We start from the raw sequence: 21,873 nt of genomic DNA on the forward strand, positions 1-21,873 counted from the left end.
AAATAATTATTAGCCTAACAACTGTAATACAGATTGTGGCATTTGGTTTGCTTGAGCTAACATAGACTGAGAAGCTTGAGAAAGAATGTTTGCACGAGTCATCTCCATCATTTCTTTCGCCATATCTACGTCACGGATACGAGATTCCGCAGCAGATAAGTTTTCAGAAGAGTTATCTAGGTTAGAGATAGTGTGCTCTAAACGATTTTGTACTGCACCAAGTTTTGATCTTTCAGCAGATACTTTTTCAATTGCATCATTGATAGTAGTAATCGCAGCATCAGCTGATTCTTGATTACTAATATCAATATCACTTACTTCTAATCCTGTTGTAGTCATATCAGCAAATGTAACTTCGATATTTTGACCTTCGTTAGCACCAATATGGAATGTAACACCACTTTCAGCTAAATCACCATTGAAAAGTGTTTGCGTGTTAAATTCAGTATTGTTTGCAATACGATCAATTTCTTCAATAAGCTGAGCTACTTCTTTTTGTAATTCATTACGATCAACTTCAACGTTCGTATCATTGGCAGATTGAACTGCTAATTCACGCATACGTTGTAAAATTGAGTGTGTTTCTTGAAGTGCACCCTCACCAGTTTGGATCATTGAAATACCATCTGCAGCATTTCGGCTTGCTTGGTCTAAACCACGGATTTGTGCGCGCATTTTTTCAGAGATCGCAAGACCTGCTGCATCATCACCAGCACGGTTAATACGAAGACCTGAAGATAATTTCTCCATTGAAGATTGCATTGCATTTTGGTTGATTCCTAATTGACGGTGCGTATTTAACGCTGGAATGTTATTGTTGATAATCATAGTAATATTTCCTCCTTGAGAATTGTAATTTTCCACATCCTTGTGGGTTGTATACTAATTAGTGAAAGCGGCCGCCAATCACTATAATTAGTTCCTAATACTACTATCGGTCAATATTACTAGATGTTTAGTACTTTTTATTATTTTTTTTTATTAAATCAAATAAATTTGGTGAAAGATTGGCTGCTTGATTGTTCTCCTGCTGAATCGCTTGATAAATTTCCTTTCTATGTACGTCTATTTCTTTTGGCGCATTAATTCCTAATTTAATTTGATCACCATCAACCGCTATCACTTTTACTTCAATATCATCACCAATTTGAATAGCTTCATTAATTTTTCGTGTCAACACTAACATATTACTCCACCTCTTCCTTTAGGGTTGGAGTAAAGATAGTTTCCTTTGTTGAGTATTGCTGATTTTTTGTAATATACTGTTTAGCAAGTTTTTTATTTTGATTAATCACTAACGGTGCGTGTAAATTTGCAGTACTAGTTGTTAATGGATCTTTTACTGTCACAATAGCTAAAACAAGCACATCTTTTTCCTCTTTTATCTCTAGTTGCTCCAGTGTAGTATCATCTAAATTGAATTGATAGTTCTTTACAAATAAAAATGGATCAACCACAACAAATGCTGGATTTACACTATTAGTTGATTGCAGAATTTGAAACAAGCCACTTTCTTCAAAACTTAATAATACAAATTTTTTTTCTTCTAAAAACCCTGGGATACCATAAGGAAAATGAATAATTTCTTCCTCTTTCACTTCTATTTCACCAAAATATTTCGTCTCGATTTGCATGTTTTCACCCTTCTATACTTCGATTTCGAAGTTATTTCCTACAAATTTAATATTTTCAAAGTCAATATCTATCCAATTTTCTTGCTCCAAATAGACCTCGATTCCACCTCGTTGGTAATGAAATTGATTGCTGGTCGGTTCTACATGAATAATTGGCTTATTGGCACGTGCTTCAATAATGACTTCTGCAGGCTGATAATTGAATTTCACCGCATCTCCTGAAGGAATCCAGCCAATATTAAATTGATACTTTGGCCATTGTCCGTTTTGCTTTGCAATTTGAGCAAGAGGATTTCCTCCATTTTCAATCTTCATTAGCATGTCACCTTGTTGGCTTCTTTTTTTCGAACCTTCTATTGCTTTTTGCATTGCTTCATTAGCCATTTTTTTTACGGACTCTTCTGTTGGTATGATCCCGACATCTGCTAGAGCCTTTGACTGATCGATTGTCAATTTTCCTGGTTTCGTTTTGATGTTCAAATCTGCAGGTGGTTGACTAATTGTTTGCTTAGCTGGCCCTTGTTCGATATCTAGTTGTGCATCTATTGTTCGAATACCAATCATCGCATTTTGCTGTTGTATTCTGATTTGAGGTAATTGCACGATGTTTCCTCCTTTTAGAAAAAAGCCTCACCTTTTTCAAGGTAAGGCTTGTCTATTAACGTAAGAAATCTAATAATGTCGGCTGAATGATTCGTGCGCCACCACTTAAAGCGGCACGGTGCACTGCTTCTTGTGATATTAAATTCATGATTACCTGTTCCATGTCAGCATCTTCGTTTTTCGACATCATATCTTTCGCTGTTACGAGTTGTTCTTTTACACGATTCTCCACTAAGTCTACTCGGTTTTGACGTGCTCCTAAATCAGCACGTGCATTGACATTATTGTTAATGTGCGTATCCAGTCTACCGATAAACTCTCCAATTGCTTCGTCATCAGTTCCATCACGTAAAGCTTCAGCGAACTCCGTAAGGTCGGTAAATAGCTCTTCAGTAAAGATACTGTCTGGTTGCACATTCACCCTGATTTTTGTTCCACTTGACACTTCAATTCGAACATCATCATTATTGATTGGATTGACAAACGTTCCATCCTCATTCAATTGATATGGTGGCTCTCCACCATTTCCTGTGGTTGCAGCTCCACTAAAAATGTATTTATCGTTTACTTTTGTATTGGCTAATTCGAGAAGATGCTCTTTAATTTGTTCAACTTCTGATGCAATATTTCCACGCTGGCCTTCCTCATATGTACCATTGGCTCCTTGAACTGCTAACTCACGAAGCCGTTCTAACCCTTGTTGTACTTTTGCGAGTGCAGAGTCAGAGTTATCCATCCAGTTATGGACCTCCCCAATATTACGCTCGAATTGCTCTATTTGGTTTACCTGTGTTCGATAATCCATTCCCTTCATTGCAACAACGGGATCATCTGACGGTCGATTGATCTTCTTACCAGTTGATAATTGATCCATATATTTACCTAAGGTTTGATAACTGCTGCTTATATTACGCAGCATATTGTTGGTTAACATACTTTGAGTAACACGCATTTAGCTTACTTACCTCCCTACTAAGCCCATACTATTAATAATTCGATCAAGCATTTCGTCTACTACTGTCATATTTCTTGCTGCTGCATTATAGGCATGTTGAAATTGAATTAAGTTAGTCATTTCCTCGTCTAATGATACAGAACTGATGGCTTGCCTTGACTCCTCAACCTGCTGAAGAAGAATTCTTGAGTTATTACGCATACGACCTGATTCCTCTGCGACAACCCCCATTTCTCCAATGATGGATTCAAAGTAACTTTTAATCGACGCTTTATTATCTAATTGCTCGGGATCGTCTTCATCATATGATAAAAATTGTTCGACACGCTTCGTATATACATTGGCGAGTTCTATTGCATTCTCACCATCCCCTGGTTGACCTGAAAGACTTGCTGCTATTAAATCAATATTATTAAGAATATCTTGCGAAACAGCAATGGTATCGGCTGTTGTACCTGTGAAGAAGTCGCCACCTTGAATTGGATTACCGTTCTCATCAGTGGCAAGTGTGTAACCATTGTTGTGTACAGCATTAAATTCTGTCACTAAATGTTCGACCATTTTATCTAATTCAGCCAGCATTTTATTCACTTGACCAGCTGGTGTGCCTTCCTCATTACCTGTTCCATCATACGCAAAGTCATTTAAGTAACCTGCACCGTCAATTAAAGCATTCAATTTACCTTGAACCTTAAAATTATGTCCATAAATATATGTTTCATTTTCATAGTTAGCAGACAGAGCTGCTATTTGTTGTTCTACTGTTAAATCAGGATCTGGTTGAGCAAAAAAGATTGCTTTTAAATTATTATCATTATCAAAGTCGGCAAAAATATGGTTAACCGCCTCATCACTACCTAGTTCTACATCGGTGCTACCATTAACTAATATAACGGCGTCATCGCTTCCGCTTTCTATATCATCACTATCCGCAATTAGTGAGATTGTGACAATTCCTTGTGCTATGGGACTTGGTTGACCCGAGCTATCACGATATTCAACTTTAATATCTACATATTCTGATAGCTGATCAATTAGGCGATCTCGCTCATCATAAAGGTCATTCGGCACATATCCATGTGGCTCTATTTTACTAATCTGGCCATTTAGCTGATTAATTTGATCAATTAATGAGTTAATTTTTGAGTTATCGACACCTATTTCACTTTTAAAATTTGCCCGTACATCCTGTAAGCTTTTATGGACATACTGAAATGCATCTGCTAAAGCATTACCGCGTTCTTTCACAACGGATCGAGCACCTGAATCGGTTGGGTTTGTTGATAAATCCTGTAACGAATTCCAGAATAAATCAAGTGTTTGCGATAACCCCTGATCGGTTGGCTCGTTTAGAATTGCCTCTAATTTGGACATCAAATCTGCTTTAGCATCATAAAAACCAACTTTGGCATTTTCCTGACGATACTGCTTATCAATGAAACTATCACGAATTCGTTCGATCGATCCTGCTTCCACACCAGTTCCAATCTGACCTGGAATTTCCGGTCTATTTCGGGATGCTGGTGGATATGGTGATGTTTGTGTCATGTTCACTCGCTGTCTAGTATATCCTTCTGTATTTGCATTGGCGATGTTATGGCCTGTTGTGTATAATGCTGCCTGTTGCGTATGTAATGCTCTTTTTGCTACCTCTAGCCCATTAAAAGTTGACATTATTTGTTCCTCCTACTTACGCTTTTGAATCGAATACTGATCGTTTAGGTGCTGACGGCTTTGATTGATGCTGGGTGTTTCCATAATTCATGTTTTTTATCGATGGCTGCATCATATCGATGGACAGTTGCACAAATTGCAAAGACTGTTGTGTTAATTGCTTATTTAAGTCTTCTTGTCGACGCAATTCCATTAGCAGTTCTGCTAATCGTAATGTTACTTCTTCCAATTGTTGCTGATCCGCTCCGGTTGTATATTCTTCAATGATTGTGGACACCGTGACAGTTTCTGGATCGAGATTCTTATCTGTTGCCCAATTTGCTACTGCATCTATTCGCTTTTTCTCGATCTGATTGATTGCCTGTACATGCTTTTGTTCTTTAATCAGTAAGCTTTGCAGTGCATTGGTATTACCTTCTTTTAGAATTTCCGTTTTCTGTTTTGAAACATGCAGGAAACTGTCGTGTAACTCAATCAATTTATTTAGATGTTGGATAATATGCTGAACGGACATAATTGTTCTACTCCTTTTTCTAGCAATTTATTAGGTTTTCCAGAAGTTTAACAGCTTCTTCGCAGTTTCTTTGTGATTGATTTTATACTCACCATTATCTACCTGTTGTTTAATTTCGTTCACATACGTCTGGCGAGAGTCCTTTTGTTGCATCTTGAGTGCTTTGTCCGAAATTTCTAGGTGATCTGGTTTTAGAGATCGTGAATTGGACGTTGTTTTTTTCTGTAATTGCTGCTGCTTTTGATATGGGTTTAAATTAGAATGATTGGGTCCATGTATTTTCATGACCTTTCACCTCTTTCTCATTCGTACATAGGTATTTATAATTTATATCGGCTGATAGTCGGGAATGTTTAATATTCTTTTAGTATATCGATTTCTCTTAATATTTGGAAGAGGAATGGTATTGCTAAAGTTAAGGTTGTTATCATTCTCATAAAGAGGAGAAGAAAGCTTGTAAACAAAGGTAATTAGCTTGTCTAGGAAGCTCATGATCTATGTTGGTCTACTCATTTACTGAACAAACCTCCTATTAAAAAGGAGGCTTAGTAGTCATTATCTCTTGTATAGTACGTTTTATCTCTTTCTTTCTTCTCTTGTTCATTTCTTCGTTTAATTTGTTCGATTTTCTGCTCGTAACGAAGGTCTGAGTTTAATTCATTATTACAACTCTCACAAATTTTACCTCTGGCAATTGGCCTTCTACATCGTTCACATGGATAGCTTAAGTTAGGGAACTGAGTAGTTCGTAGACGGTTCTCTTTAACAAAGTGTAGTATCGTTTCTTCTTTTACACCAGTTGCTTCAACAATTTCCGGAATAGTTGCTTGTCTATTCTCCCGTTTTTTCAAAAAGTTGTATACAATTTCAAATTGTTTCTCTTCTTCTTTCACACAGTCTGAGCATACCGCCCTTGATATTTTGACAAAGACTTTATCACATCTCGCACAATTTGCTAATTCCGCCATTTAACATCCCCTCTTTCAATTCGATTTCTATATATGCACTACCTAATAAGTGTAAAACTGTATATTTTTTGACAACCTGCTTCTTTAAGTAATGTTGCAGCATGATGAATCGTCATTCCTGTTGTATATATATCATCGACAAGTAAAACATCAGATTCAAGTGTTTTTGTTAAGAAAAATGGATTTTTTGTCATAAGTCGTTGTTTTCTTGATTTCTTGGATTGTTTTTCCGTAAATCTTTCTTTTCTTGAAAGTGTGTGTACTATTGGGAGCTTATATTGCTTAGCAATAAGTTCTGCAATAGCAGTTGCTTGATTGAATGCACGTGCATGGAGTCCTTCCGTTGTTAGGGGAATTGGTACGACAGTAAGAGAACGGGATGGATAAAAGTCTCTGATGGCTTGTTGCATATAAGGAGCAAATATCTCTTTCAACTGATAATCCCCCCGATATTTCCACTGAGTTATAATCTCCTGCATAAAAGGTGTGTAGGAAAAAAGGGAGCGATTATACTGGAAGACATCACGATATTTGGGGTTAGATTTCCATTTCTTACAATCATCACATACTGCTTGCGAATCCATTTGTTTGCCACAATGCTTGCAAATAGTTCCACTTATCCTCTCTATTTGCGATTGGCAGTTTTCACATAGTCTAGTCTCTTTACTAGGAAGGAAAAGTGTGCTCCAAGTAACCTGCTGACTAATCCATTCTTGACATTTTAAGCAATTGGTCATAGTTCTTTTCCTTTCTTATTCATCATTTTTATTTGAGCAATTGCATCCTCCATCGCATTGGTTTTCCCTTGATGGATAAATAGGACATCACCGGTTGGGTCATCAGTGCTTCTTCCTGCTCGTCCTGCAATTTGTACACAGGCAGCTTCATCGAAAACAGGATGTCCAGCGTCCAGAATCACTACATCAACGGATGGAAAGGTTACACCTCGTTCGAGAATGGTAGTCGTTACAAGTGTGTCGATCTGTTTTTGCCGGAATGCTTCTACTTTTTCTTTTCTAGCTGGATCTTCAGCATGAACTGCTATCGCTTGATATTGCTTGGCAACTTTCTCCAATAATGAAATAGTAGGAACGAATAATAATAATTGACGACGTGTACTAGCTCTTGTTGCAATAAATTGGTGTAGAGCATTTATTTTCTTTCCTTGCTGTAGTTTTTTTCTTAGACCTATTTCGGCCTTTAATTGAGGGATTGGTAAGGGATGACCGTGAAAACGAACCGGAACAAATTGAACAGGCAGCTTTTTCGAACGGATTTGTTGTTTATGCTTCTTTCTCGGAGTAGCAGTTAGATAGATGGATGTTGCGGAAGCTTTGCTAGCTCTGTCAGTTAAATAAGGTAATGTTTTGTCATGATGAAAAGGAAATGCATCAATTTCATCAATAATCATGACATCGAAAGCATTTCGGAAACGAATTAATTGATGGGTGGTACTGATGATTAATTGACCTCTATCCGTCCGATCCGGGGAATCAGCATATAACGCTTCGATTTCTGTTTCAGGGAAAGCTTGTTTCAGGCGAGGATACAATTCTCTTACGACATCGGCTCTTGGAGTTGCAATACAAATTCTTTTGCTTTCCTTAATAGCTTTCGTTACAGCAGGAAATAGCATCTCGGTTTTCCCGGAACCACATACCGCCCATATCATTAATTCTTTCTGCTGGCTGCTAAGCACTTGTTCAATTGCTTTTGCCGCCTTTTTTTGTGGATGTGTTAAGGTACCAGTCCAATGACACGGCTGGGTCTGTACTGGCCAAGATGGTGGAGATCCTTTCCAAATTATTAGCTTTTCACATTGAAGAACCCTGCCCGTCTGTATACAGTTGCGACAATAATGGTGGGTGAGCTTACACCTTGCACATGGAAGAGAAGCAAAAAGTTGTTGATTTGCATTACCACACCGGTTACATCGGATACGACCATATTTAGTTGTTATACTTGGAAGTAATTGTATTTGTTCAGCGCGGATAAGATAATCAATGGTTTGCTCGGAAAGAGGAAGCTCTGAGAACACTAAGATTTTTCCTGCGAGGAGTTGGGAAAAATTCATAAATGACCTCCTATAATGGATGGTGAGGAAACCCCTCACCATCTTATTTTTTATACCATCCCACACCTAGTGAACCTTCTCCAAGGTGGGTACCGATAACAGGCCCAAAGTAGCTTATCGATATTTCTACATTATTGAATTGCGTTTCTAACTGTTTTTTTATTTCTTCTGCCTCTGTCTCACGGTTGGAATGAATAACAGTTGCACGAATAGGGACACCTGTTGATGCATCTTCTTCAAACAATTCAAAGATTCGTTTTAATGCTTTCTTTTTCGTACGGATTTTTTCAAAAGGGACTATTTTTGTATGTTCAAAGTGAAGAATTGGTTTAACTTGAAGCATACTTCCAATCAAAGCCTGAGCACCATTCAATCTGCCACCTCGATGAAGATGACTTAAATCATCTACCATGAAATAAGCACGAAGTGATTCTTTAATTTCTTCCAGCCGTGCTATGATCATTTCGGCATCTTGTCCTTGTTCTGCCATTTCGGCTGCTTCAAGAGCATAGAATCCTTGTGCCATACAACTGATTTCTGAGTCGAACGGAAACACTTCAATACCTTCTACCATAGATTTCGCTGTGACAACTGATTGAAAAGTCCCACTGATACCACTTGATAAAGTAATAAAAATTGCTTGATCATAATCTTTTGCAAGATCATTTAGTTTTTCCGTTATAAGTCCAATTGATGGTTGGGAAGTCTTAGGTAATTGATCGACCTCTTTCACTTTCTGATAAAATTCTTCTGTTGTAATATCAATCTCTTCTCGAAAGGAGTCGTTTCCGAACACAACACTAAGAGGGACCATATGTATGTTTTTTTCTTTCCTATCCGAATCGGATATATATGCCGTACTATCGGTAATGACAGCGACTTTCATATGTTTATCGAACCTTTCATCTATTATTTTGATTACTATCTTTCATTTTACCTAATATTCTCTCTGTTGCATAGCCTTAAATTTAGAAAGGTAATAGGAAAAGATGGAAGTGGTAAATTATTAATTTTTACTATACATTTCCATACAAAAACACCCCGAAAGTGAGATTTTTCACACTAACTTTCGGGGTGCACTTCCTATATGAGGAGCTATTATTTACAAGATTTCTACCCAGCCTTTTTTGATTGCAATTACGACTGCTTGGGTACGGTCTTTTACTTTCATTTTTTGCAGAATACTGCTTACATGGTTCTTTACAGTTTTTTCACTTATATAAAGAGATTCAGAGATCCCTTTGTTACTTTTACCTTCTGCAAGTAACTGTAACACCTGACATTCCCGTCTTGTTAATAAATGAAGTGGTTTGCGATGTTCTACTTCCTTTAATCTAGAAAGCGAAGTATCTGAATCGTATAATGCATCTTCTTCAGTCACCAATCGGCGATATTCCTTGACCAAATTGTGTGTAACCTTTGGATGCAGATATGAGCCACCTTCTGACACAACCGAAATTGCTTCAATCAATGCGTCAGAGTCCATTTCCTTTAATAAGTAACCTTGTGCTCCTGATTTGAGAGCATGGGTCACATAGTTTTCATCATCATGAATGGATAAAATAATAACTTTTACTCCAGGGTAACGCTCCAGTAGCTCAGCAGTTGCTTCTACACCGTTTACACCTGGCATATTAATATCCATAAGTACAACATCCGGCTTAAACTTCTTTACAAGCTCCGTTGCCATAGAGCCGTCGTCACCTTCTGCCAGTACATTAAAGCCACTCTCTAATTCTAAAATTCTTTTTACGCCTTCTCGGAACAATTTGTGATCATCAATTAAAACAATATTGGTTGTCATGATTACTTCCTCCTCAACTTCCTCATCTAAACTTTATTATTTATATTGCGTATCATTGCTGAAAAACTTTTTTTCATCTCTACTATTATACCCGATTCTAATTAATTTGCAGTACTATTATTTTTTTCGATAGGAATCACAATGCTAATTTTCGTACCAGTTCCAATTTTACTATTAATTTTTATGTCCCCTCCGAGAATTTCCACTCTCTCGTGCATGCCTATTATACCAAACGATTTTTCTTTTTTCTCTGATTGCTCAAACCCCTTACCATTATCTGTAATAGTTGCAATGGCTTCTTTTTTAGTAATTTCTAGCTGAACAATTATCTGTTCAGCTTCAGCGTGTTTGATGGCATTTTGAATGGCTTCTTGTATTAATCGGAATAAAGCTACCTCATAATGACTATGTAATCGTTCATTTGAAGAATGGTACTTGAACCGGATGTTAGGGTGCTGATCTTCTAAAGTACTTATATATTTTTTAATCGTTGGTATTAACCCTAAATCATCCAATGCCATTGGGCGCAAATCATAAATAATGCGTCTTACTTCATATAATGACTCACGAATCATGGCTCTTACATTGCGCATTTCCATTACTGCACTTTCTACGTTTCCTTTTTTAAAGGTGCGATCAACTATTTCAGAACGAAGCATAATATTTGCCAACATTTGGGCTGGACCATCATGCATTTCCCTTGAAAGTCGACGCCGTTCTTCTTCCTGAGCTTCAATAATTTTCAAACCAAATTCCTGTTTTAGATGTGCGTCATGAATCAAGTCAGAAACCTCTTTAAAATCTTCACTTAGGTAGTTTAAGACAATCGAAATCTTTCCGACTAATCCTTCTGCACGTTCCACCATTTGCTCAATTGCTATTAAGCGTAATTCAATTTCATCGCGTCTTTCCCTGAGAACCTTTTCTTTATCACGAGTTACTAGTAAATCTGTTTGTAGCTGATGGGCTTGATCGTAGACTTGTCTAATATCCTCTTCTGAATATTTTCTGAAATTTTTACTGACTTCCGATAGTTTCCTTCTTGCTGTCCGTGCTTTTTTTTCTAACAAATCACCTTCAGCAATAATCATGGTTACTTCTTCTTTTAAGACCGCTAGCTCATTACTCAGTGTTTCATATTCTTTACGAGATTCCTCAGCAATTTCAAATACTTCATCTTTGCTATGTTTTACTGTATCTATCATCTCGTCTATTATATAATCTAATGTACGATCTGTATTTTTCATTACCAAACCTCACCACCTAGCTTCGTTTATACCATACGAAATATATAGTTCTTTTTTAGGGGGTTGTCATCATATTCTTTATTCCCTATTACAATTATTTTACACAATTTTTTTCGTAAAGCACAAATTTATGTGTATTTAGGAGGATTTATATATGCTTAACCATTATTTCACGGTAAAGCCAGAGGGATCTGATGAACAAATTATCCAGAAATCACGATTCATTGGTTATGTGAGACGAGTAACAAGCGAAAAAGAAGCACAACAATTTATTCAAGAAATTAAGAACAAGCATGCAGATGCTACCCATAACTGTTCAGCCTATATGATTGGCGAGCATGATCAGATTCAAAAAGCTAATGATGACGGGGAACCAAGTGGTACTGCAGGGGTTCCTATATTGGAAGTATTAAAAAAACGCCAATTAAAAGATACAGCAGTAGTGGTAACAAGATATTTTGGTGGTATCAAATTAGGTGCAGGTGGTTTGATTCGCGCTTATTCAAGTACCACATCTTTAGCAATTAATTCGACAGGTGTTGTCGAACGAAAGCGAATGAAGAAATTTCTTGTAACAATCAACTATACTCTTTTAGGGAAAGTGGAGAATGAATTACGCCAATCTCCATATTTATTAGAAGAAATGGAGTATGTAGAAAATGTCACCTTTCATGTCCGTACTCCTGTCGGTGTAGAAAGGACTTTTATAGATTGGATAACTAATTTGACAAGTGGAAGTGCAGAGATTAAGGAAGGGGAAGATTCTTATATAGAATTGGATGTTGCGACTGAGTAACTATTTCCCTGGAAATAAATCGAGTGTGAAAAATAATTTTCACACTCTTTTTTTATTCGTTTCGTGACGATAATAGATTTGCCTGCTTGAGTTCTTTTGTAAGTTTTTTAATAAATTCCTGAGAGTTATCGATTTGTTGACTTTCCGTCTGATCTAGCATTTTCTGTAATATCGATCGATATACTTCTTGCTCCGTCAACCGACTCAACCCCTTTACCCATCCTAATGATACAATATGCTACTACCCTTATTTTCGTAACTTGTTACTAGCGCAAGATAAACACTATCAAGATCCTATTTCATCTAGCACGACATATCCCTGCATACTTACTCATGCCGTCCTTCACCACCATAGCGTACAATAAAGCTGCAAAAAAAGCAAAAAAAATAATAGAGTTTCCTTTTATACCTACGTTTCCTTTTGGGTACTTGGGTACTAGATAAAATAAAATATTGCTATATGGATACCTTTTCGCAGCAAAACAGATTCTTTGAACTCAAAAATTTCTATAAACCAGTAAAAAGAAGAAGTCCACTCACCAATTTGGCGACTGCTCTGATTATCCAAATGATAGAACAGAGATGTCACATAAATAATTTCTACACACTTCACTGAAAATCCTTTATTTTTTCACGTAAAAAATAGTATGTTAACAGAAGACGTTGCTTCTACACTTTTTCTACTGTCTATATTTAATTCTATCAAATATATTCTATTGCTTCGGATCTTATTTATTACTTCCTACTTCATTTATAAGCTGAATAGAAGTATTCAGATTAAATCACACGTAAACTACCAAGAAAACAAAAATGGTCAGCTACTTCTACTAGTGGCTGACCAGCTTACGTTAGTGATTTTGTTTCCATTTGTTGAATTCCAAAAATTCTTTAAACTCTTGTTTAGAGACTCCTGAGTGCATTGCTTCTTCTGCAAGCTTTAACCATTCTTCATCTAATTTTTCCCTTATTTTCTCATCAGACTCAGAAATTAATAATTCGTTAACTGTTACACCTAGGACCTTACCGACTTTTTCCATAAACTGAATGGATGGATTGGATTGAATCCCACGCTCAATAGAGCTTAAGTATGATTTTGCAATCCCCGCCTGCTCTGCAACCTCAGATAATGACATTCTTTTTTGTTTCCTTAATTCTTGAATTTTTTGTCCTATCAAAACAGCTCACCCACTTTCTTGCTAACATTGATCATTATATCATAAATTATTCTTTCGTTCTATATAAAGGTACGCCTTTTTGTCGAAATATGCAAGTGATTATGACTATTTTTGAATATTTTAGCTAAACTCAAGACTAAAGTCCTGTAAATGCATTCGTTAAAACGTCATTTTTTGTTTATATATGTTTGAGACTAGTTATTTTGTCGAACAATCGTGACTTTTTCCTGTAATAAAGATCGTGCATTTTACCACTATTAATAGTATAATATGGTTAATACATAGACTTAAGAGGTGTAAAATTTATGAAGAAGTTAGCTCTACTCTTTATTCTGACTGGGGTCGTACTTCTTGGTATAGGCGGCTATCAATTTTTCAAAATTCAAGCTGCTGAAAACCAGGCAATGACTGAGGCAAACGAATTATTGAAGCAGTCATCAACGGATAACAAAAAACAAGCACCTGAAGACTTTGAACCAGATATGGGAGAGACAGTCGGAATTCTGGAAATCCCAACACTCGATGCAACATTACCTATTGTGGAAGGTACTGATCCAGACGATTTAGAAAAAGGGGTCGGACATTACCGCGGTTCTGCTTATCCAAAGCAAAATGATCAAATCGTTTTATCGGGACACCGTGATACCGTATTCCGTAAATTAGGGGAAGTAGAAATCGGGGATACATTCATCATCCGCTTACCACACGGAGATTTTGAATATGAAATGGTAGATTCTAAAATTGTCGATGCAGATGATACGACGATCATTAAATCGACAGCGCCTGATGAAGAATTGGTCATCACCACTTGTTACCCTTTTTCTTATGTAGGAAACGCACCTGATAGATATATTATTTATGCTAAACCAATTTATTAAGCGTATTGTCTATCTGCAATACGCTTTTTCACTTGTTATAAAAAGGGGAGTGTTATTTCATGAAACGGTTATTGATTGTTTTCATGAGCTTAGTGGCCTTTCTGGCTGCTTGTCAAGAGAAAGAACATGTAAAGCCGGATGAACGTTTGCAGGAGTATGTGGACTATTGGATGGCAGAGGATTTCGAAAGTATGTATCAAATGGTTTTGGAAGAAGTAGATAAAGAAGAGTTTGATCGATATCCTAAAATATATGAAGACTTAAAAGTAACAGATCTGGCGATTGAATTCGAAGCAACTGAAGAGGGTGAAGAGGTCGACTTAGAAGAAATAGAGTCGATAACATTCCCTCTCAGTGTAAGTATGGAAACAATGGCTGGACCTGTTTCTTTTGAGACCGAAATTGAAATGGTAAAAGCAATAGAAATGATTGATGATGAAGAAGAAATTGATTGGCTCGTTAACTGGCATCCTGGCTTCATTTTTCCTGAGTTAAAAGAAGGTGGAACCATTGGCGTTAATCGAATTCAACCTGATCGTGGAGAGATTTATGATCGAAATCGTGAAGGATTGGCAGTCAATGAAAGCGTCTATGAATTAGGTATCGTAATGGATTGGTTTGTGAATGAAGAGCAGGAAAAAGAAGAAATAGCGGAAGCATTAGATATTACGGTTGAAGATATTGATAACGCATTGAGCGCAGGATGGGTCACACCAGATGTATTTGTTCCATTAAAAGTCGTTCCTAGCATACAAGGTGAATTAGAAGAGAAATTACAATCGATTGAGTCATTTACGAAACAAACTACTATAGGACGACTCTACCCTTTAGGTGAAGCAGCTGCTCATTTAGTTGGATATATTGCACCAATAACAGCTGAAAAATTAGAAGAAGTTGATTCGGACCTTTATTCTGAGAGTGATCTAATTGGCTATCGTGGGCTAGAGGAACTCTTTGAAGAGGAACTTCGAGGCGAAGAAGGAGTTGTGATCTATGTAGACAAAGAAGATCAAGACCCCATTGTAATAGCTGAAAAAGAAGTGAAAGATGGTGAGACAATCACTCTTACCATCGATGCCCATGTCCAAGAAAGTATTTTTGATTCTATGGAAGAAGATGCAGGAACAGCTGCAGCAATTGATCCTGCTACTGGTGAAACATTGGCTCTCGTTAGTAGTCCAGCTTTTGATCCACACGCTTTTCTATACGGCCTTAGTAATGATCAATGGAATGAATGGCAGGAAGATCCTAAGAATCCACTATTAAATCGATTTACCGCAACATTTGCACCTGGTTCTTCCTTTAAACCCATTACCAGTGCGATCGGCTTAGAAAATGGCTCTATTGATCCTAACGAAGGATTTACCATCGAAGGACTAACATGGCAAAAAGATGGCTGGGGGAATTACTCCGTTCGACGTGTGTCTGAGTCTAACGGTCCAGTTGATTTAAAGGATGCACTTGTGCGTTCTGATAACATTTATTTTGCCATGCAAGCATTAGAAATGGGAGAAGATGCATTTATTTCCGGATTAGAAGCATTCGGAATCGGAGAGGACTTCCCATTTACTTATCCAATTCAATCTGGCTCGATTTCTTCAGATGGTCAATTAAGTGAAGAGGTATTGCTAGCCGATACAAGTTATGGTCAAGGACAGATTGAAATGAGTGCACTACAATTAGCAACAAGCTATACTGTTCTCCTTAATGATGGGAATATTGTACAGCCAATCTTGCTAATGAATGAAGAAACAGAACAGACATGGAAAGAAGGACTGTTATCGAGCAATAATGCCGACATTATTCGTGATGCATTACGGGCAGTAGTAACAGACGGAACCGGAAGCCCTGCAAATGTGGATGGATTAGGTATCTCCGGAAAAACTGGAACCGCTGAACTGAAGCAGTCGCTAGATGAAGAAGGTGCTGCCGAAAATGGCTGGTTTGTAGGCTATCCAGAAGACGGTAGTGTTATAATCTCGATGATGGTAGAAAATATTGAAGACAAAAGTAATGGCAGTGGTTATGTCGCAGAAAAAGTTGGAAATGCTTTTTCTGAAATTAAATAATAATCTTGAATAGCTAGTCCTCTAATCTTTGGGCTAGTTTTTTTGTGCTATTAATCTAGCAATTATCAACCAACAAATAGCAGCTTTATTAGCTGCTATTTTATTTCTCCTCCCCTTCCCGTTTATAAGAAAAACCGGGCATACCCCACCCGGTCCTGATCTGATTCTATCTAACTTACCTAGACTTTTACGACAAATCTTTTTTCTTCCTACCTTGATTTGTTGATTATATCCTTATTCTTCCTTTTCCGTTATAATGCTTTCATTGCTCCACCATCAACGATTAATGTTTGTCCGGTAATATATGTATTTGCAGCAGAGCCTAAAAAAAGAATCGCTTTTGCAAATTCTTCTGGTTGTCCAATTCTTCCAATTGGAATGCTCTCACCTGCTTTTTGAATACGGGCTTCTACCGTTTCATCTGAAGGTTGCTGTTGGTAAATATCCTTGATTCGATCCGTTTCCATTGTTCCAGGACCTACCGAATTTATTAAAATCTGATCAGAGGCTAATTCCTGAGATAAACTCTTTGATAAACCGACAATTGCTGGACGGAATGTATTGGATAATAGTAGTCCATCTAATGCTTGTTTCATCGAACTTGAGGTAATATTAACAATCCGACCAAATTGCTGCTTTCTCATACCAGGTGTTACAGCTCTGACTGTCCGAATTATATTCAATAGCAACAATTCAAATGCATGTTGCCAATCATCATCCGCAAAGTCATTGAACTTGCCCGCAGGTGGACCTCCGGTGTTATTGATTAAAATATCAACATGTCCAATAGTTTCAACCATCTTTTCAATATCATGTCTTTTTGTTAAATCGCAGACAACTGCTTCAACATTCGTATTATTTGTCTGTTCGATCAAATCAGCTACCGTTTCATCTAATTGCACTCTATTTCTACTTGCAATATAGACATGTGCTCCCTCTTCAGCATACGCTTTGGCACATGCCTTCCCCAATCCTTTGCTCGCTGCTGTTACCAGAACTTTCTTGCCTTTAACTCCTAGATCCATAACACACCTCCTATCTCCTATTTTAAAAGGTATGCGATTACAATAGCAAGCATTGAGGCTATCTCACAGAATAATAAAAGCAGCTGCAATAAAGCAACTGCTACATTTCATTTAATTTTGTCGTATATAACTGGAACCTTTCCTCGTTATTTTCGTCCAATGCACGATCAATAAGTCTTAATAAATTCCTCCGCTCTAATTCCATGATGACATGATCAATATTTGCCATTTTCTCATCGGTTTTCGACATTACCATGTAAGGACTTAGTATAGAAGATAAATGTTCTTGAAAATCTTTCACCTTCATTAGGTCTGATAAGTTGATACGATTATACTTTTTTCCTTTTTGAAAAACAAAAACATCCTCTTTATTTTCAATTTGTTGTGTTTGACGATTGATTCGGATTTCACGAGCTTCGAGTGGGACAAAATGATACACCTGATCATCCATTAACAATGAAAAGTATTGATAAGCGAGCACCACTCGTATATATTTGCCTTCTTCCTTTACGTAATACGGCTTCAACATTTTTACGGAAAGCAAGTTCAACACCTCCTCAAAATTTCACAACGCACTAATCAGACTTGTAGATACCTCTTATTTTACATTATATGCAATAAATAAGAAAGCGTTTGCAGTTATTTAACTAAAAGAAATTTTTGGATAGTTATAGTTATTTTACCGTACAGTATGAACATGGAATACTACTGCTTTCTACGTTATACTATCCTATAGAACACTGTAAGGAGAATTTATTGTTATGAAATGGTCGAAAATAGTCTACCGATTTTTTGGTAGAAGAGTCATTAAAACAGCATTGGCTGTCTTTTTAACCTCACTCTTATGTGAATGGATCGGGTGGCCACCAGTATTTGCTGTTATCACAGCTATCGTTACCATTGAACCTACCGTTGCAGATTCCATTAAAAAAGGGATGGTTCGTTTTCCAGCATCTGTTATTGGTTCTGCTTATGCCGTTTTATTCATCTACCTTTTTGGGAATTCACCGATTACCTACACGCTTGCAGCTTTATTTACCATTATTACTTGTTATCGTTTAAGATTACATGCAGGATTACTTGTAGCCACCTTAACATCTGTGGCGATGATTGAAGTGATTCATATTAGCTTATTCGCCTCTTTTTTTGTACGACTCGGAACAACAACGATCGGACTTCTAGTGTCGACATTAGTCAACATGTTTGTGTTACCACCTAATTATACGAAAAAGATTAGGGCTAACATCCATGATTTATTGAAGCAGACTGGTGAAGAATTAGAGATTATATTGAAGCAATTAATGGAAAAAGGTCAAATTGCAAGTAAGAAGAAAGAGATAGACCAACGATTTCTCACTTTAAAAAACACACTAGATGATACTGATAAGTTATTACACTTTCAAGCTGACGAATCGAAATATCATCGGCTAGACGAGCAAACCAAAAATGTATTTGACTATGAGCAAAAGAGTCTGACTAGTTTACGTTTAATTCATTATCATATTGGTAATTTGATCAACACCCCTACCAATAATGTTAGTTGGTCACAACAGGAATGTGAAGACATTATAAAAATGGTGGAGACATTGGTTGATTTTATGAAATACCCAGATCATTATAAGGCAAGTGCCTATCGACAGCAAGTAAAGCAGTTAATGAATCAGTTCTGGGAAAGTAAACAACCTAGAGAAGATAAGTATGATACCCTTTTTACACCGGAAGTCATTATTTTGTATGAGTTATTGTCCATTTACAATATTGTAGAAAAAATAATAGTTAATGAAAATGAAATGATGATGGATAAAGCCCCGAAGTAACCGGAGCTTTATCGGTCCATTTCTTTACCACAAGTTTGCCAGCCCTTCAGCATTAGTAGAAACATTCGTCAGGTTGTCGACACCAACCATTACTTCTCCGAAATAAATATGATTTCTAAACCAGAACTATTAATCTCTCTTCTAATCAGAATAAATGAATAATATTTACGAGAGTTAACGCTAAAAGAATTATTCTCAGTAGTTATTATTTTCTTAAACGAATGAACTTCGTTAAAATAATGAATACACAATGAAAAGAAAGAAGGTTGCTAAAGATGCGTCTTCAATCTATTGCTGAAAATGCGTTAATAATGACATTTCCCTATACTTCGGATTTATCCTCTTATTTAATTACATTGAAGAAACAATTAGATAATCAACCGCTCTTTATAGAAACAGTTATTGGTTACCAGACCATAACCATTTATTTTGATCCCTTGCAGATTACCCACCAAGAAGCAAGAAAGCTAGTAACAACTATTACGGAACATAAGTACTCCGATCAAATAGTAAGCAAACTACACCATATCCCTGTTTGTTATGATGAAACGTTTGCCTTTGATATAAAAAGTGTAACAAAAATCCATCAACTACCCTTAAAAAAGTTGATCGAATTACACACTTCCCCTACTTATTATGTTTCTTTTTTAGGTTTCTCACCGGGTTTCCCCTTCCTATCAGGAATGGATCCGAACCTAGCAACACCAAGGAAAGAAACACCAAGACTGAACGTACCTAAAGGATCAGTCGGAATAGCTGGTAGCCAAACGGGGATTTATCCCAGCACTTCGCCAGGCGGTTGGCAGATTATCGGGCGGACACCAGTTGATCTTTTGCCTTTAGCTGATGGCAAACCAACATTATTTGCACCAGGTGATAAGATTAAATTTTATCCCATCAATCAAACAGAATTTGAACAGCTTCACAAAGAGGAGCGTAGAGAAAATGACAATTGAAATAATTGAAGAAGGGTTACATACCACCATCCAAGACAGAGGACGATTAGGTTATCAATCCTATGGATTTCCGGTCAGTGGACCGATGGATGAGTTTGCTGCTCAAATGGCAAATATTCTGCTCAATAATGATCGGAATGAAGCAGTAATAGAAATGGGTTTTATAGGTCCCACTCTCCAATTTCATCAGGATGCAATTATTGCCATTACTGGAGGAAACATGTCCGCCAATTTAAATGATACCCCCATTCCACTTGCCCAACCTATTCAAGTAAAAAAGGGCGATATATTACAGTTTCGTACTGTAAAAACAGGTGGATTTGGCTATATAGCAATAAAAGGAGGATTTAACCTACCAGAAATATTGGGAAGTCGCAGTACAATCGTTAGAGCAGATGTAACAGGATTATTAGGAAGAAAGCTTTCGATTGGTGACACCATCCCTTTTTCTCATTCTTATCATATGAAAAAGCAGTTTAGCTGGGGCATTACTTCCGACCTTTTTGCCTATATTGAACAGGCTCCTAAAACAATACGATATATAGAAGGAGCCCAATATAATTGGTTTGAAGCGGACACTTTCGAACAGGAAGAATGGACGGCTTCCACCCAGTCAAACCGAATGGGCTATCGTCTAGAAGGAACACCGGTTAAGAGAAGGAACGATAAACAACTTTTAACAGAAGCAACTTTATTTGGTTCGATTCAAGTACCACCAAACGGGCTTCCCATTATTTTAATGGCGGATGGTCAACCGACAGGAGGCTATCCCAAAATTGGGCAGGTTGCTCGCGTAGATTTACGAAAAGTTAGTCAATTAAGACCTGGTCAGTCTTTTCGATTCCATAAGATAACTGTTGACGAAGCGATCACCCTTTTAGCAAGTAGAGAGCAATTAATACGTACTATTCAACGCTTTTGTCAGGAAAAATGGGGAGGGATAAAGCTGTGGCAAGAATAACATTGAATTGTGATTTAGGTGAAAGCTTTGGAAAATATCAAATTGGTAATGATGAGGCAATCATTCCATTAGTTGATGCGGTTAATATTGCATGTGGTTTTCATGCAGGTGACCCCCATACGATGAATAAAACGGTACAGTTAGCTAAACAATATCAGGTTAATATTGGGGCACATCCTGGATTTCAAGATTTACAAGGTTTCGGCAGAAGAAAAATTGATATACTTCCAGAACAAGCCTATGACTTGGTTGTTTATCAGTTAGGCGCATTACAGGGATTTGTGACCGTACATAACATGCAGTTAGCTCATGTTAAACCACATGGAGCTTTGTACAATATAGCATGTAAAAACCGTGTGCTTGCGGATGCCATCGCACAAGCAGTATATGATGTAGATCCGAACTTGGTTTTAGTAGGACTTGCTAAGAGTGAGTTGATTAACGCTGGAGAAGAGTTTGGATTACAAATAGCCAATGAAGTGTTTGCGGACAGAACCTACCAGCCAGATGGCAGCTTAACACCCCGAAATGAACCAAATGCAGTTATTCACGATACTGCTAAAGTTATTAAACAAGTGGAAGAAATGGTCACAGAAGGCAAAGTTACTGCTGTTAATGGTGATAAAATCAATATTAAAGCAGATACCATTTGTGTGCATGGAGATACACCAGAAGCATTGAGCTTAGTTCAAGCCATTCGGAAAGTAATTATATAAATAAACT

Annotated in this window: 25 protein-coding genes and 1 pseudogene; 7 read left to right on the forward strand and 19 right to left on the reverse strand. The window is 37.1% G+C overall.

All coding sequences use genetic code 11. The annotated features are described in order from the left end of the window. Nucleotides 1–9 precede the first annotated feature (9 nt). From ACTNEP_RS14970 to ACTNEP_RS15040, 15 genes and pseudogenes are all read right to left on the reverse strand, one after another. On the reverse strand, nt 10–828 hold the full coding sequence (locus ACTNEP_RS14970; protein ID WP_441162826.1) for a flagellin N-terminal helical domain-containing protein: 819 nt from the start codon (nt 826–828) through the stop codon (nt 10–12). 127 nt (nt 829–955) lie between these two features. Further along, the gene (gene csrA, locus ACTNEP_RS14975; protein WP_441162827.1) at nt 956–1,186 is read right to left on the reverse strand and encodes a carbon storage regulator CsrA; all 231 of its coding nucleotides are present in this window, start codon (nt 1,184–1,186) and stop codon (nt 956–958) included. A gap of 1 nt (nt 1,187) precedes the next feature. Continuing rightward, nucleotides 1,188–1,634 (reverse strand): flagellar assembly protein FliW, encoded by a 447-nt coding sequence (gene fliW, locus ACTNEP_RS14980; protein ID WP_441162828.1) that lies wholly within the window; start codon nt 1,632–1,634, stop codon nt 1,188–1,190. Between the two features lie 12 nt (nt 1,635–1,646). Beyond that, nucleotides 1,647–2,237, reverse strand: coding sequence for a DUF6470 family protein (locus ACTNEP_RS14985; RefSeq protein ID WP_441162829.1), 591 nt, complete (start codon nt 2,235–2,237; stop codon nt 1,647–1,649). Between the two features lie 55 nt (nt 2,238–2,292). Beyond that, nucleotides 2,293–3,189, reverse strand: a complete 897-nt coding sequence (flgL, locus tag ACTNEP_RS14990) for a flagellar hook-associated protein FlgL (RefSeq protein WP_441162830.1) — start codon at nt 3,187–3,189, stop codon at nt 2,293–2,295. Nucleotides 3,190–3,198: 9 nt separating this feature from the next. Next, the gene (gene flgK / locus ACTNEP_RS14995; RefSeq protein ID WP_441162831.1) at nt 3,199–4,866 is read right to left on the reverse strand and encodes a flagellar hook-associated protein FlgK; all 1,668 of its coding nucleotides are present in this window, start codon (nt 4,864–4,866) and stop codon (nt 3,199–3,201) included. A 16-nt stretch (nt 4,867–4,882) separates the two neighbouring features. After that, complete coding sequence (locus tag ACTNEP_RS15000) at nt 4,883–5,380, reverse strand: flagellar protein FlgN (protein WP_441162832.1); 498 nt, start codon at nt 5,378–5,380, stop codon at nt 4,883–4,885. A 30-nt stretch (nt 5,381–5,410) separates the two neighbouring features. Next, the gene (flgM, locus tag ACTNEP_RS15005) at nt 5,411–5,665 is read right to left on the reverse strand and encodes a flagellar biosynthesis anti-sigma factor FlgM (protein ID WP_441162833.1); all 255 of its coding nucleotides are present in this window, start codon (nt 5,663–5,665) and stop codon (nt 5,411–5,413) included. 260 nt (nt 5,666–5,925) lie between these two features. Then, a complete protein-coding gene (locus ACTNEP_RS15010; protein ID WP_441162834.1) occupies nt 5,926–6,348 on the reverse strand; it encodes a TIGR03826 family flagellar region protein in 423 nt (140 codons plus the stop codon). Between the two features lie 38 nt (nt 6,349–6,386). Then, nucleotides 6,387–6,782, reverse strand: a complete 396-nt coding sequence (locus tag ACTNEP_RS15015) for a ComF family protein (RefSeq protein WP_441162997.1) — start codon at nt 6,780–6,782, stop codon at nt 6,387–6,389. 129 nt (nt 6,783–6,911) lie between these two features. Next, nucleotides 6,912–7,085: pseudogene (locus ACTNEP_RS15020) on the reverse strand (double zinc ribbon domain-containing protein); the annotation flags it as partial. After that, complete coding sequence (locus ACTNEP_RS15025) at nt 7,082–8,422, reverse strand: DEAD/DEAH box helicase (protein WP_441162835.1); 1,341 nt, start codon at nt 8,420–8,422, stop codon at nt 7,082–7,084. The gene ACTNEP_RS15025 and the pseudogene ACTNEP_RS15020, both read right to left, overlap by 4 nt. A gap of 43 nt (nt 8,423–8,465) precedes the next feature. After that, on the reverse strand, nt 8,466–9,308 hold the full coding sequence (locus tag ACTNEP_RS15030) for a DegV family protein (protein WP_441162836.1): 843 nt from the start codon (nt 9,306–9,308) through the stop codon (nt 8,466–8,468). Nucleotides 9,309–9,524: 216 nt separating this feature from the next. Further along, entirely contained in the window at nt 9,525–10,226 is a 702-nt protein-coding gene (locus ACTNEP_RS15035; RefSeq protein WP_441162837.1) for a response regulator, read from the reverse strand. 101 nt (nt 10,227–10,327) lie between these two features. After that, nucleotides 10,328–11,473, reverse strand: a complete 1,146-nt coding sequence (locus ACTNEP_RS15040; RefSeq protein WP_441162838.1) for a sensor histidine kinase — start codon at nt 11,471–11,473, stop codon at nt 10,328–10,330. A 154-nt stretch (nt 11,474–11,627) separates the two neighbouring features. Here ACTNEP_RS15040 and ACTNEP_RS15045 point away from each other — a divergent pair, with 154 nt between their 5' ends. Then, nucleotides 11,628–12,269, forward strand: coding sequence for a YigZ family protein (locus ACTNEP_RS15045; RefSeq protein ID WP_441162839.1), 642 nt, complete (start codon nt 11,628–11,630; stop codon nt 12,267–12,269). 52 nt (nt 12,270–12,321) lie between these two features. Here the strand turns inward: ACTNEP_RS15045 and ACTNEP_RS15050 are convergent, their stop codons facing one another. Together ACTNEP_RS15050 and ACTNEP_RS15055 are read right to left on the reverse strand one after the other, a co-directional pair. Further along, nucleotides 12,322–12,468 (reverse strand): hypothetical protein, encoded by a 147-nt coding sequence (locus ACTNEP_RS15050; RefSeq protein WP_441162840.1) that lies wholly within the window; start codon nt 12,466–12,468, stop codon nt 12,322–12,324. A gap of 649 nt (nt 12,469–13,117) precedes the next feature. Then, nucleotides 13,118–13,444, reverse strand: coding sequence for a helix-turn-helix domain-containing protein (locus tag ACTNEP_RS15055; protein WP_441162841.1), 327 nt, complete (start codon nt 13,442–13,444; stop codon nt 13,118–13,120). Between the two features lie 305 nt (nt 13,445–13,749). Here ACTNEP_RS15055 and ACTNEP_RS15060 point away from each other — a divergent pair, with 305 nt between their 5' ends. Together ACTNEP_RS15060 and ACTNEP_RS15065 are read left to right on the forward strand one after the other, a co-directional pair. Beyond that, complete coding sequence (locus ACTNEP_RS15060) at nt 13,750–14,322, forward strand: class D sortase (RefSeq protein ID WP_441162842.1); 573 nt, start codon at nt 13,750–13,752, stop codon at nt 14,320–14,322. Nucleotides 14,323–14,381: 59 nt separating this feature from the next. Then, nucleotides 14,382–16,391, forward strand: a complete 2,010-nt coding sequence (locus ACTNEP_RS15065; RefSeq protein ID WP_441162843.1) for a penicillin-binding transpeptidase domain-containing protein — start codon at nt 14,382–14,384, stop codon at nt 16,389–16,391. Between the two features lie 251 nt (nt 16,392–16,642). On the opposite strand, the gene ACTNEP_RS15070 is transcribed toward ACTNEP_RS15065, so the two are convergent. Together ACTNEP_RS15070 and ACTNEP_RS15075 are read right to left on the reverse strand one after the other, a co-directional pair. Continuing rightward, complete coding sequence (locus ACTNEP_RS15070) at nt 16,643–17,416, reverse strand: SDR family oxidoreductase (RefSeq protein ID WP_441162844.1); 774 nt, start codon at nt 17,414–17,416, stop codon at nt 16,643–16,645. A 100-nt stretch (nt 17,417–17,516) separates the two neighbouring features. Then, on the reverse strand, nt 17,517–17,969 hold the full coding sequence (locus ACTNEP_RS15075) for an IDEAL domain-containing protein (RefSeq protein ID WP_441162845.1): 453 nt from the start codon (nt 17,967–17,969) through the stop codon (nt 17,517–17,519). 208 nt (nt 17,970–18,177) lie between these two features. Here ACTNEP_RS15075 and ACTNEP_RS15080 point away from each other — a divergent pair, with 208 nt between their 5' ends. The 4 genes from ACTNEP_RS15080 to ACTNEP_RS15095 all read left to right on the forward strand — a co-directional run bounded on the left by ACTNEP_RS15080 (nt 18,178) and on the right by ACTNEP_RS15095 (nt 21,866). Further along, nucleotides 18,178–19,233 carry an FUSC family protein gene (locus tag ACTNEP_RS15080; RefSeq protein WP_441162846.1) on the forward strand — a complete coding sequence of 352 codons (1,056 nt, stop codon included), beginning with the start codon at nt 18,178–18,180 and terminating at the stop codon, nt 19,231–19,233. Nucleotides 19,234–19,508: 275 nt separating this feature from the next. After that, complete coding sequence (gene pxpB, locus ACTNEP_RS15085; RefSeq protein WP_441162847.1) at nt 19,509–20,189, forward strand: 5-oxoprolinase subunit PxpB; 681 nt, start codon at nt 19,509–19,511, stop codon at nt 20,187–20,189. Next, nucleotides 20,179–21,150, forward strand: a complete 972-nt coding sequence (locus ACTNEP_RS15090) for a biotin-dependent carboxyltransferase family protein (protein ID WP_441162848.1) — start codon at nt 20,179–20,181, stop codon at nt 21,148–21,150. The genes pxpB and ACTNEP_RS15090 overlap by 11 nt, the downstream gene beginning before the upstream one ends. Further along, nucleotides 21,138–21,866, forward strand: coding sequence for a 5-oxoprolinase subunit PxpA (locus ACTNEP_RS15095; protein WP_441162849.1), 729 nt, complete (start codon nt 21,138–21,140; stop codon nt 21,864–21,866). Before ACTNEP_RS15090 ends, ACTNEP_RS15095 begins: the two co-directional genes overlap by 13 nt. Nucleotides 21,867–21,873 lie beyond the last annotated feature (7 nt).

This window comes from Gracilibacillus sp. HCP3S3_G5_2, assembly GCF_052063305.1.
Lineage (GTDB): Bacteria > Bacillota > Bacilli > Bacillales > Amphibacillaceae > Gracilibacillus.